The sequence below is a fragment of the Arthrobacter sp. sptzw42 genome, assembly GCF_059089685.1.
The window spans coordinates 308,612-320,804 of record NZ_JBNHEX010000001.1; the positions used below are offsets into that span (position 1 = coordinate 308,612).

Annotated in this window: 10 protein-coding genes; 4 read left to right on the plus strand and 6 right to left on the minus strand. The window is 66.1% G+C overall.

The annotated features are described in order from the left end of the window. The first annotated feature begins 65 nt into the window (after positions 1–65). The 3 genes from AC5RT4_RS01400 to AC5RT4_RS01410 all read left to right on the plus strand — a co-directional run bounded on the left by AC5RT4_RS01400 (position 66) and on the right by AC5RT4_RS01410 (position 2,048). Positions 66–1,481, plus strand: a complete 1,416-nt coding sequence (locus AC5RT4_RS01400) for an NAD(P)H-quinone dehydrogenase (RefSeq protein ID WP_494104653.1) — start codon at positions 66–68, stop codon at positions 1,479–1,481. A gap of 113 nt (positions 1,482–1,594) precedes the next feature. Beyond that, on the plus strand, positions 1,595–1,852 hold the full coding sequence (locus tag AC5RT4_RS01405; RefSeq protein WP_494104654.1) for a hypothetical protein: 258 nt from the start codon (positions 1,595–1,597) through the stop codon (positions 1,850–1,852). 10 nt (positions 1,853–1,862) lie between these two features. Next, positions 1,863–2,048: a PspC domain-containing protein gene (locus AC5RT4_RS01410; RefSeq protein WP_494040985.1), complete on the plus strand. Its 186-nt coding sequence runs from the start codon at positions 1,863–1,865 to the stop codon at positions 2,046–2,048. A 3-nt stretch (positions 2,049–2,051) separates the two neighbouring features. On the opposite strand, the gene AC5RT4_RS01415 is transcribed toward AC5RT4_RS01410, so the two are convergent. From AC5RT4_RS01415 to AC5RT4_RS01425, 3 genes are read right to left on the minus strand one after another with little or no spacing between them, the layout of a single operon-like run. Continuing rightward, on the minus strand, positions 2,052–3,608 hold the full coding sequence (locus tag AC5RT4_RS01415) for an FAD-dependent oxidoreductase (protein ID WP_494104655.1): 1,557 nt from the start codon (positions 3,606–3,608) through the stop codon (positions 2,052–2,054). Then, on the minus strand, positions 3,605–5,836 hold the full coding sequence (locus AC5RT4_RS01420; protein WP_494040983.1) for a molybdopterin oxidoreductase family protein: 2,232 nt from the start codon (positions 5,834–5,836) through the stop codon (positions 3,605–3,607). The genes AC5RT4_RS01415 and AC5RT4_RS01420 overlap by 4 nt, the downstream gene beginning before the upstream one ends. 1 nt (position 5,837) lies before the next feature. Beyond that, positions 5,838–7,310 carry an MFS transporter gene (locus tag AC5RT4_RS01425; RefSeq protein WP_494040982.1) on the minus strand — a complete coding sequence of 491 codons (1,473 nt, stop codon included), beginning with the start codon at positions 7,308–7,310 and terminating at the stop codon, positions 5,838–5,840. 276 nt (positions 7,311–7,586) lie between these two features. On the opposite strand from AC5RT4_RS01425, the gene AC5RT4_RS01430 reads away from it, so the two are divergent. Further along, positions 7,587–8,999, plus strand: a complete 1,413-nt coding sequence (locus tag AC5RT4_RS01430; RefSeq protein ID WP_494040981.1) for an MFS transporter — start codon at positions 7,587–7,589, stop codon at positions 8,997–8,999. A gap of 56 nt (positions 9,000–9,055) precedes the next feature. On the opposite strand, the gene AC5RT4_RS01435 is transcribed toward AC5RT4_RS01430, so the two are convergent. From AC5RT4_RS01435 to AC5RT4_RS01445, 3 genes are read right to left on the minus strand one after another with little or no spacing between them, the layout of a single operon-like run. Then, positions 9,056–9,793 carry a glutamine amidotransferase gene (locus AC5RT4_RS01435; protein ID WP_494104656.1) on the minus strand — a complete coding sequence of 246 codons (738 nt, stop codon included), beginning with the start codon at positions 9,791–9,793 and terminating at the stop codon, positions 9,056–9,058. A 39-nt stretch (positions 9,794–9,832) separates the two neighbouring features. Continuing rightward, positions 9,833–10,273, minus strand: coding sequence for a YybH family protein (locus tag AC5RT4_RS01440; RefSeq protein ID WP_494040979.1), 441 nt, complete (start codon positions 10,271–10,273; stop codon positions 9,833–9,835). A 15-nt stretch (positions 10,274–10,288) separates the two neighbouring features. Next, complete coding sequence (locus AC5RT4_RS01445) at positions 10,289–12,106, minus strand: acetyl/propionyl/methylcrotonyl-CoA carboxylase subunit alpha (protein WP_494104657.1); 1,818 nt, start codon at positions 12,104–12,106, stop codon at positions 10,289–10,291. Between the last annotated feature and the right edge of the window lie 87 nt (positions 12,107–12,193).

Below are 12,193 nucleotides of genomic sequence, written 5' to 3' on the forward strand. Positions count from 1 at the left end.
CCGCCGGTTTCTTCAGAGACCGTTTTCTTTGGACGTCTGGGGAGGATGCAGGACAATGAGTGATTGTGACTACGCATCCAGATTTCAGCTCACCCCGGATCGCAATCCTTGGAGGTGGTCCCGGCGGATATGAAGCTGCCATGGTGGCCGCCTCGCTCGGGGCGCAGGTCACAATCATTGAGCGGTCCGGGCTGGGCGGTTCGGCTGTGCTGACTGACGTTGTCCCTTCCAAGACGCTGATCGCCACGGCGGACCTGATGACGCGCGTCGCCGAGGCAGGGGAGCTGGGTGTGAAGTTCGACGTCGACGGCGGCGACTTCGTGCCGGTGATGCGGGCGGACCTCAAGCACATTAACCACCGCCTCCTGAACCTTGCGCGCAGCCAGTCCAAGGACATTCATGACGGCCTGAGCAACCTGGGCGTCCGCATCCTGAGCGGATCGGGCCGGCTCGTGGACGACCACACCATTGAGGTCCTCACGGCTGAAGGAACGGAAACCGTCGAGGCGGACACCGTCCTGCTCGCGTTGGGCGCCCATCCGCGCGAGCTGCCCACGGCACGGCCGGACGGCGAGCGGATCCTGAACTGGACACAGATTTACGATCTCGACGAACTGCCCGAAGACCTGATTGTGGTGGGTTCGGGTGTGACCGGGGCCGAGTTTGCCTCCGCCTACAACGGCCTGGGTTCCAAGGTGACACTGATTTCCAGCCGTGACCGGGTTCTTCCGGGGTCAGACGTGGACGCAGCAGTGGTGCTTGAGGAAGTCTTCGAGCGCCGCGGCGTCCGGGTCCTGTCCCGCTCCCGTGCCGAGACCGTGGAGCGCACCGACGACGGCGTGGTGGTGACCCTCAGTGACGGCTCCAAGGTCACGGGCAGCCACTGCCTCCTCTGCCTGGGCTCCATTCCCAATACCGCAGGCATCGGCCTGGAAGAAGCCGGCGTAGCGGTCAGCGAAAGCGGCCACATCAAAGTGGACGGCGTCTCCCGCACCACGGCCCCCAACATCTACGCCGCCGGCGACTGCACCGGTGTGCTGCCGCTTGCCTCGGTGGCGGCCATGCAGGGCCGCATCGCCGTAGCCCACTTCATGGGCGACAGCGTCACCCCGCTCAAGCTGCACCAGGTGGCGTCCAATATTTTCACCTCGCCCGAAATCGCCAACGTGGGCGTCTCCGAGGCAGAGATCGACTCCGGCAAGTACCAGGGCGACGTCGTCAAGCTTTCGCTGCGCAGCAACGCCCGCGCCAAGATGCGCAACCACAAGGACGGCTTCGTGAAGATCTTCGCCCGGAAGGGCTCCGGAACGGTGATCGGCGGCGTGGTGGTGGGGCCCAACGCCTCCGAACTGATCTTTCCCATCTCCATCGCGGTGAAGCAGAAACTGCACGTGGACGACGTCGCCAGCACCTTCACGGTGTACCCGTCATTGACCGGATCCATCTCCGAGGCGGCGCGCCGGCTCCACGTGCACCTGTAGGTACCGCATGCGGGAGTCTGGACCCCTCCGCGTGACCTGCATAGACTCCTTCAAGGACCGGCCGGGAATTTCCCGGCCGTCCCTGCATCAGCCAACGACGCAAGGAGAAGTTCGTGGAACTGAAGGACGTCACATGGAATGAGCAGGCCCGGGAGAAGATCCTGCTCGACGCTGACAAGGCCCTGCAGGAAGCGGTCCGGGAGGCAGCCTCCACGTTGTCCAGCGCGGACAAGGACGAGGTGTACAAGTTCCTGTTTGAAAAGCTGAAGGACCAGTTCGTGGATTTCCAGCCGGGGCCGGACCTCACCCAGTACGCGGAGGCTGTGGCCAACGGGGACTTCGGCTCAACCGACACCGGCAAGGAAGGTTAGGGAACAGGCCGTGTCAGCAGCCCTGGTCCGTCCCCGCAGCGGCAAGGTCATCGGCGGCGTCTGCGCCGCCCTGGCAGCCCGGTTCGGGCTTTCGAAATTCCTGGTCCGGCTGGGCTTCGTAATTTTCGGCCTGGTGGGGATCGGCGAACTGGTCTACATCGCGCTTTGGATCCTGATCCCCAAAGAGCAGGGCTAGGGTTTAGGGGGCGGCCGGGGAGAAGTGTTTTTCGATGACTCCCTTGATGTCCTCATGGCAGCCGCCGCAGCCGGTGCCGGCCCGGGTTGCCTTGGATACTTGAGCCACGGTTGAGCAGCCTTCCTCCACGGCGCCGGCAATGGCGGCTCCGCTGACACCCGCGCACCGGCAGACGGTTCCCTGCGGGTCGGCGGCCGTGCCCGGTAGTTGGTCCGGCCCGTCCAGGCGGAGCAGCAAGGACCTGTCGGCGGGCAGTTCCGCTCCGCGCTCGAACAGCCCCACCAGTTCGGCTGCGGTGCGCGGCATACCTACCGCCACCAGGCCCTCAAGCACGCCGCCGCGGGTGGTCATCTTCACGTAGCGGCCGTGTTCGGGGTCGGCCCACTGGGCGATCTGCAGGCGCGGCCTGCCGCCGACTGCACCGGCGGTAAGGACTTCCTCGTCCCAGGGCTCAGCAGCGTTCTCGCCGGCCACCGCCATGTTCATGCCCCGGGCCTTGAGGACAACGACTCCGGCCTGCTCGGGGGGCAGTTCCGGCAGCAGTTCCGCTTCTCCCGGAGCGGCAGAGGCGAGCAAAGTCAAATATTCAGCGAGCCACTCGGCCTGCCGCCATCCTGGTCCGACAAGCCCGGACGGGCCTTTGGCGTTCCGGCACGATGCACAGGCGGGGTCAGGGCAACGGACTTCGGCACAATCGCCAATGGCAAAAATGTGCGGCTCGTGGTGCGCCCGGAGCCGGTGGTCCACCAGGATCCCGGCCGAGGTGGAGAGCCCACAGCCTTCTGCCAGTTCCGTGCGGGGACGGACGCCGCACGAGAGGACCAGGAGGTCGCCGTCGATCGCTGACCCGTCGTCCAGCAGCAGGGCCGAGAACCCGCCGTCGGGCGCGTTGTGCTCCACAGCGGTGGAGCGGGCATTGCCGGCCATCCGCACGCCGCAGCGCCGAAGGCCGGCAGCCAGCACGGCGCCCCCGCCGCGGTCGATGTTGCGGCCCAGCGGGTAGGGGCCGTTGTGGACCACGGTGACGGTGGCTCCTTCTTCCGCCGCGGCCAGGGCAGTCTCAAGCCCCAGGACGCCGCCGCCCAGCACCACCACCCGTTTGCCGCCGTCCACCGCCTGGCGCAGCATTTCCGCGTCACGAAGATCGCGGAGGGCCGTGACTCCGGCCGGAAGAACAGGTGACGTGGGGTCCGGGTTGATGCCGGTCAGGTTGGGGATGACCGGACGGGAGCCGGTGGCGAAGACCAGGCGGTCGTAGTGGGCCACCCCGCCGTCGGTCAGGAGGACCTGCTGGCGCGCCCGGTCCACGCGGCGGACGCGGACGCCAAGGCGGACGTCGACGCCCTCTGCAGCTAGGGCGCCGGGATCGGAAAGTGCCAGGGCAGCGGCAGTGGTCCGCCCGACGCCGAGGTCGGCGACCAGCACGCGGTTGTACGCCGCTTCCGCCTCCGCTCCCACCACGGTGAGGCCCAGGTGGCCGCTGCGGACAGCGGGCAGGAGCTCATCGACCAGCCGGGCCGCGACCGGCCCGAATCCCACTATGACTACTTGCTCGTTCATGAGGCCTCCGTCGTTTGAAGCACGCTGGTTGGAACCGGTTGGGCAGCCGGCCGCACCCAGACCTTGTTGAACTTGAACTCGGGCATCCCGGAGATGGGGTCCGTGGCAGCCTCCGTCAGCTGGTTGGCGCTCTCAAGTTCGGGGAAGTGGAAGGGCAGGAACACGGTGTCCGTTCTGATGGCGGTGCTCAATTCAGCCCGGCACAGCACTTCGCCGCGCTCATTGGCCACCGAGACGAACGCGCCTTCGGTGATGCCCAGAGCTGCCGCGGCCGCCGGGTGCAGTTGCAGCTTCGCTTCTGGCCGGGCTTCCAACAGTTCGGATACCCGGCGGGTCTGCGCGCCGGACTGGTAGTGTTCCAGGAGCCGGCCGGTAATGAGGGTCATTTGTTTGGCTGCCGGGGCGGTGCCGCTCCTCAAGGGGTCCCCTGGGGGAGGACGACGGCGGCGGGGCGCCACCGGGGTCATCACTGCTTTGCCGTCGGCCTGGGCGAACCGGTCCCGGAACAGCCGCGGCGTTCCGGTGCTGCCGGCCGGGTAGGGCCAGTAGGCGGCTTCGCCGCGGTCCAGCATGGCGTAGTCAATGCCGGAGTAGTCGGCGGGCCCGCCGGCTGAAGCGAGCCGGAGCTCCTCGAACACCGTTTCCGGGTCCTCGCTGTAGGTGGAGGGAGCATCCAGCGCTTCAGCGAGCCGTGCCATGATCCAGAGCTCACTGCGGGCACCGGCCGGCGGAGTCAAGGCACGGCGGCGGCGCAGCACCCGGCCTTCGAGGTTTGTCAGTGTGCCTTCCTCCTCCGCCCATTGGAGGACGGGCAAAACCAGGTCCGCTTCGGCGGCGGTCTCGGACATGAAGAAATCGCAGACCACCAGGAAGTCCAGGCTGCGCAGGCCCCTGATGACCGCGTTGGCGTCAGGTGAGGCGACCGCAATGTTGGATGCGTGGACAAAAAGGCAACGGACGCCGTCAGGCTTTCCCAGTGACTTCAGCAGTTGAACGGCCGGGAGACCGGGGCCGGGGATAAGGCCTTCCGGTACGCCCCAGACCTTGGCAACGTGGGCGCGGGCGGCGGGATCAGTGATCTTGCGGTAGCCGGGGAGCTGGTCCGCCTTTTGCCCGTGCTCCCGGCCGCCCTGGCCGTTGCCCTGGCCGGTGAGGGTGCCGTAGCCGCTGCGGGCCGAGCCCGGCAGTCCCAGCAGCAGGCTGAGGTTGATCGCGGCCGTTGCGGTGTCAGTGCCATCCACGTGCTGCTCTACGCCCCGGCCGGTGAGGATGTAGCTGCCGCCCCGGTGTGCCCCCTCGGCCAGCCGGCGTGCGGTCTCCCGGATCAGTCCGGCCGGGACGCCGGTGATGGATTGCACCCGTTCGGGCCAGAAGGAGTTCACGCTGCGGACCACGGCACTGTAGCCCGAGGTGCGTTCCTCGATGAAGGCGGAGTCCACCAGGTTTTCGTGGATGACCACGTGGGAGATGCCCAGCAGGAGGGCAAGGTCTGTTCCGGGGAGGGGCTGGAGGTGGAGGCCGCCGCCGTCGGACGTGAAAGCAGCCGTGGCTGAGCGGCGGGGATCCACCACAATCAGCCCGCCGGCGTCGCGTGTTCCCTTCAGGTGCTGCACGAAAGGGGGCATGGTTTCGGCTACGTTGGAGCCCAGCATCAGGATGGTATCGGCGGTGTCCAGGGCCTCGAGCGGGAACGGCAGGCCGCGGTCGACGCCGAAGGCCCGCATCCCGGCAGCGGCGGCGGAGGACATGCAGAACCGGCCGTTGTAATCGATCCGGGAGGTCCCCAGGGCGAGCCGGGCGAACTTGCCCAGCATGTAGGCCTTTTCGTTGGTGAGGCCGCCGCCGCCGAACACGCCCACTGAATCCGCCCCGTAAGAGGAGCGGGATGCCTTTACGGCGTCCGCGGCGACTTGGAGGGCCTGGTCCCAGCTGATGGGCCGGTGGACGCCGTCGGGCCCCTTCAGGAGGGGCTCGGTGATCCGGCCGGGGTGGTTCAGCAGCGAGGCGGACGTCCAGCCTTTGCGGCAGAGACCGCCGCGGTTGGTGGGGAAGTTCCGGCCGCCCACTTCGAGGACGGGCAGGTCCCGGGCGGGGGATTCCGGAAGGGGCAGTACAGCCACGGGGACTGGCCCCGGCAGGGAAGCCGGGGCCAGTTCCGCTGGAGACGTGAGCGTCATGGCGCACTGCAGGGCGCAGTAAGGGCAGTGCGTGTCGGCGCTTTTGGTCATGTTAGACGTGTCCCATCGCATTTCGGTTGGCGTTGCGGATGTAGAAGGCCCAGCAGACAACCAGCATCAGGACGTAAGCCCCAACGAAGCCGTAGAAGGCCGGAGTGTAGGATCCGCTGGCACTGTTGGAGGCGTTCAGGACCTGCGGGATCACAAAGCCGCCGTAGGCGCCGATGGCGGAGATCAGGCCGAGTGCGGAGGACGCGAGGCGCTGGGTGGCCACCGAGCTAGCACCGTTCCGGGCCGCCCGGCTGGAGGTGGCGAAGATGACCGGGATCATGCGGTAGGTGGCGCCGTTTCCGAAGCCGCTGGCGGTGAAGAGCATCAGGAAGAGGACCAGGAAGAGCCAGAAGTTCTTCAGCGGCAGGGTCCAAACCATAGTGAGGGTGATGACGGCCATCGAAGCGAAGGCAGCCACAGTCATCCGGGCACCGCCCATGCGGTCGGCCATGCGTCCGCCGTACGGGCGTGCCAGCGAGCCCACCAGCGGTCCGAGGAACGCCAGTGAGAGTGCCACCGTACCCACGCCGATGGAGGAAAAGGCCGGGAAGTAGTCCTTGATCAGCTTGGGAAAGACACCCGCGAAGCCGATGAAGGAACCAAAGGTGCCGATGTACAACAGCGCCATGATCCACAGGTGCGGTTCCTTCAGTGCTGCCACTGAACCCGCGATGTCGCCCTTGGCGCTGGTGAGGTTGTCCATGAACTTCCAGGCGCCGAAGGCGGCTACAAGGATGAACGGCACCCACATCCAGCCTGCCATGGGCAGGTTGACCGTGCCCACGGCGAGCAGGGTGATCACAATCGGGACGGCGAGCTGTGCGACGGCGGCACCCATGTTGCCGCCCGCGGCGTTCAGGCCGAGCGCCCATCCCTTCTCCCGGGCGGGGTAAAAGAAGGTGATGTTGGCCATGGAGCTGGCAAAGTTTCCGCCGCCGAAGCCTGCGAGGGCCGCCACCAGCAGCATGACACCGAACGGAGTTCCCGGGTTTGAGACGCACAAGGCCAGGCCGATGGAGGGGATCAGCAGCAGCAGGGCGGACACGATGGTCCAGTTGCGGCCGCCGAAGCGGGGGACCATGAAGGTGTAGGGGATGCGCAGGGTTGCACCTACGAGGCTCGGCATGGAGATCAGCCAGAAGATTTCGGAGGTGGAGAAGTTGAAGCCGGCGCCGGGCAGCTGGACCACCACGATGGACCAGAGCTGCCATACAACGAACCCGAGGAATTCGGCGAAGATGGACCAGTTGAGGTTGCGGCGGGCGATGGAGCGGCCGGCGGATTCCCACTGTTCCTTGTTTTCGGCGTCCCAGTTGGCGATCCAGCGGCCGGGGCGGAACTCGAGGGCAGGGGCTTCTGTGGTGCGGGTAGGGCCGGGCTGTGCGCTGGCGGATGCGGCGGTTCCGGGCCTTGCGGCTTCGTCCAGATCCAGGGAATTCCCGGGGCCGGCATCAGCGGTGCGGTCAACAGTCACGGGGTACCTCCTTTGGGGGTTGTTGTCCTCCCAAGGTAGGGACGCCGCGTTTCACGCACCGACGAGGTTTGTTAACGCGCTGTGACATTTGCCTATCGTTGGCCCTGAAGGGGCGTGAGGCGCGGGCAGCGGGCCAAAGAATGGAACGTACGACACACGTCCGGATAGTGGACCTTTCGTCCATTGACTGGACCGCGGGAACTAATATTGAACTCTAACTATTCCGAGCCTGGCGATAACGCACGGCCCGGCCGGTTCTCATGAAAGCGTTTACCTATGTCCTCCATTGATACTTCCAAGGTGCCGGGATCCCCGCAGCCGGTGAACTCACGCGGCCGCGTGATCGTAGCCAGCCTGATCGGCACGACGGTTGAGTTTTACGATTTCTACGTCTACGCCACCGCAGCCGTTCTGGTTTTCCCGCAGCTGTTCTTCCCCAACCAGAACGAAACGACGCAGCTGCTGAGCTCCTTCGCCGTTTTCGGCGTGGCGTTTGTCGCCCGCCCGCTGGGCTCCATTGTTTTCGGCCACTTCGGCGACAAGTTCGGCCGCAAGGGCACCCTGGTGGCATCCCTGCTTACCATGGGTATCGCCACGTTCCTGATTGGCTGCCTGCCCACCGCACTGGTCCCGGGCTGGGGCTTCTGGGCTCCGGCCCTGCTGGTTGTCATGCGTTTTGCCCAGGGCCTGGCCCTGGGCGGCGAATGGAGCGGCGCCGCCCTGCTGGCCACGGAGAACGCTCCGGCCAACAAGCGCGCCATCTACGGTACTTTCCCCCAGTTGGGCGCCCCTATCGGCTTCATCATCGCCAACGTGATCTTCCTGGCCTTCAGCTACGCTCTGTCGCCGGCTGACTTCCAGTCCTGGGGCTGGCGTGTGCCGTTCCTGCTCAGTGCCGTCATGGTCATCATCGGCCTCTATGTCCGGCTCAAACTGATCGAAACCCCGGCCTTCACCAAGGTGCTCGAGTCCAACGAGGTGGCCAAGCTGCCACTGGGCCGGGTCTTCAAGACCAGCTGGCGCCAGCTGATCCTCGGAACGTTCATCATGCTTGCCACCTACGTGCTTTTCTACCTGATGACCACCTTCACCCTGACCTACGGCACCCGCCCCGCCAGCCTGGACGCTGCCCGGGCTGCTGCCGAAAAGGCCGGAAAGCCGATGTCCGAGGCCGCCGCCGCAGCCTTTGTGCCCGGCCTGGGCTACACGCGCAACGACTTCCTGTGGATGCTGATTGCCGGTGTCGTTTTCTTCGGCATTTTCACGTTGGTCTCCGGCCCGCTGGCCGAGAAGTACGGGCGCCGCAAGATGCTGCTCGCGGTAACCGGCGGAATCTTCATCTTCGGCCTGCTCTTTGTTCCGCTGTTCAGCGGCGGCTTCGTTGGCACCATGGCCCTGCTGATCATCGGGTTCTCCCTGATGGGCCTGACCTTCGGTCCGATGGGTGCGCTGCTGCCGGAACTGTTCCCCACGAACGTCCGCTACACAGGGTCGGCCGTGAGCTACAACTTCTCCAGCATCCTGGGCGCAGCGGTGGCTCCGTTCATCGCCGTGGCACTGTGGGAACGTGCAGACGGCAGCCCGGTACTGGTGGGGATCTACCTGACCGCCATGGCCGTACTGACCCTGATCGCGCTGTTTGTCAGCAAGGAAACCCGCGACGTGGACTACGAGAACAACGTGGCCTGATGACGCCGCATCGCTAAGCGGAATGCCCGGCTGGTCTGCGGACCAGCCGGGCATTTTTATGTCCCCGAGGCGTAGCGGGCCACAAAGTTCTTGAGGATGTTCATGGGTTCGGTGACTGTAAACCGACGGGCGTCGTCCATCAGTTGCCCGGCCGATTCCGGCGGAAAGTAGCCGGCGTTGCGGTAGATGTCGATGCGGGTGCAGAGGCCTTCGGTGTCCAGTTCGGGGTGGAACTGGGTGGCGTAGAGGTTGTTTTGAATCCGGAACATCTGGACCGGGCAGGCGGCGGACCTCGCCAGCAGCACGGCGTGCGCGGGGAGGACGGTGCACGCTTCCTTGTGCCCCGTATAGGCGGTGAAGGTCCTGGGCATTCCGCTGAGCAAGGGATCCTTCAGGCCTGCGTCGGTCAGCTGGATTTCCGCGGCACCGAGCGGTTCGCCGAAAGTTCTGTCGATCACGGCGCCCTGATGCGTACCGAGGGTGCCAACGCCATAGCAGGCACCAAGAAACGGGAAATCCCGCGCCACCAGCTGGTCCAGGAGGCCCGACAGCTCGCGCTCCACGCGGAGTTGCGTCGCAGTCTTCAGTTCCGGCGGGTCGCTGGACGTGAACGGGCTGCCGCCCACGATCACGCCCGAGTAGCTGTCCAGGTTTAGATCAGGCAGGGGAGCGGCCTCCAGCCTGAGGCGCACGAGCTCTGCGGGTTCCAGTCCGCCGTACCGCAGGTAGGCGGCATACTCGTCTTCGGCCGCTGCGTCTTCGGCCCGTGACGCCAGGAGCAGGAAAGGCAACATCTGCTAAGTGTGCCCTCTCCGGCGGAAACTGTCAGCGTGTCAGCTTGTGGCGGGCTGGCTCAGGGAACGGCGGGACTGCGGCCGGGCGGCCGGATCGGCGTGGCGGTGCAGGAGTTTCCAGTAGCCTTCCTCGCGGCGGAAGACGCTGGTCACGCGGAGCGCGAACTCCTCGGCGACGGCCGCCCCGTCAAGCCGCGCGCGGAAGTGTTCGGTCTCCACCAGGAAAGCGGTGTCACGTGCCGTGTAGGACGTGATGGTATCGAATCCCAGCATCTCGCCGTCCTGGAACTGCCGTGCCGCCTGGTCCAGCCGGGCTTCCACCTGCGCCCAGCCGCGGGCGATGCCGCCGAACGGATTGGCCAGCGTGACGTCGTCAAGCCGGGAATAGAGGTCCTTGACGGGTCCAGGGTTGCCCCGGGTGATTTCTGGAACGGCGAGGTGGTAGCGGTGGACTTCTTCTTCGAAACTGGGTGCGAGCATGGAAGCCTCCGGCGCTTACTGGTCTTCGATGGTGGCGATGACGGCGCCGGCTGACACCGTTTCGCCTGGTGCAGCGCTCAGGCCGGTGATGGTTCCGGAGCGGTGCGCGGTCAGCGGCTGCTCCATCTTCATCGCTTCGAGGACCACCACGAGGTCGCCTTCGGCTACAACGTCGCCGTCCACCACTGCCACCTTGACGATGGTGCCCTGCATGGGGGAAGTCAGGGCGTTGCCGGTGGCTGCTGCCGTGCCTCCTGAGCGGGAGCGCTTCTTCGATTTGCCGGACTTCGCCGCGGCGCCTGCCGTACCGGTACCCGGCGTGCCGAGGGAAGCGGGCAGTACTACCTCAAGCCGTTTCCCGCCAACTTCAACCACCACGCGCTGCCGCTCCCCGGGGTCAGCGTCGGTCCCGGCGCCGCCGTCGGGGGTCCAGGCCGGGAGGTTGTTGACGAACTCGGTCTCGATCCAGCGGGTGTGGACGCTGAAGGGGCCCTCCGCGGGTGCAAACGCGGGGTCGGAAACCACGGCGAGATCGAAGGGGATCACCGTCGGGATGCCCTCGACCACCATCTCTTCGAGGGCGCGGCGGGCGCGCTGCAGGGCCTGCGGCCGGGTGGCTCCTGTCACGATCAGCTTGGACAGCATCGAATCGAAATTGCCGCTGATGACGTCGCCCTCTTCGACGCCGGAATCAATGCGGATGCCGGGGCCGGTGGGGTTTTTCAGGACCCGGAGGGTGCCGGGGGCGGGCAGGAAGTTCCGGCCCGGGTCTTCGCCGGTAATACGGAACTCGAAGGAGTGGCCGCGGATCTCTGGATCGCCGTAGCCCAGTTCTTCGCCGCGGGCCAGCCGGAACTGCTCGCGGACCAGGTCGATGCCGGTGACTTCTTCAGAGACGCAGTGCTCCACCTGCAGGCGGGTGTTCACCTCAAGGAAGGAGATGGTGCCGTCCTGGCCCACCAGGAATTCACAGGTGCCGGCGCCCAGGTAGCCGGCCTCTTTCAGGATGGCCTTGGAGGACTCGTACAGCCGGCGGTTCTGTTCTTCGGTCAGGAACGGAGCAGGGGCTTCCTCCACAAGCTTCTGGTTGCGGCGCTGCAGCGAGCAGTCTCGCGTGGAAACCACCACCACGTTGCCGTATGCGTCCGCCAGGCACTGGGTCTCAACGTGGCGGGGTGCATCCAGGAAGCGTTCGATGAAGCACTCGCCGCGGCCGAAGGCAGCGGTGGCTTCACGGACAGCGGATTCAAAAAGTTCGGGGATTTCGTCGCGGCTGCGGGCGACCTTGATGCCGCGTCCGCCACCGCCGAAGGCGGCCTTGATGGCTACGGGCAGCCCGTACTGGTCCACGAAGTCCAGGATTTCGTCGGCGGTCTTGACGGGGTCGGCGGTGCCGGGAACCTGGGGTGCGCCCACCTTCTCGGCGATGTGCCGGGCCTGGACCTTGTCGCCGAGGGCGGAAATGGCTTCCGGGGACGGACCGATCCAGGTGATGCCGGCCTCGATCACGCGGGCGGCGAACTGGGCGTTTTCAGCCAGGAAACCGTAGCCGGGGTGAATGGCGTCCGCGCCGGACTGGCGTGCTGCCTCGATGATCTTGTCCATGACGAGGTAGGACTCGGCGGCGGTGCTGCCACCGAGCGCGTAGGCCTCGTCAGCCAGGCGCACGTGCAGGGCGTCGCGGTCTGCGTCGGCATAGACAGCAACGGAGGCGATGCCTTCATCACGGGCGGCGCGGATGATGCGCACAGCGATCTCACCGCGATTGGCGATCAGCACCTTTGTGAGGGTCGACTGCGTGGGACGTGCGGACTGCTCCAAATTTGCTGACAAGGCGTCTCCTTCTTTCCTTCAGGGAGCCTAGCGCGGTTTTGGAGGTTCCGCCGATATTACTTGCGGATTCCGCGTGTAAAGCGCCCA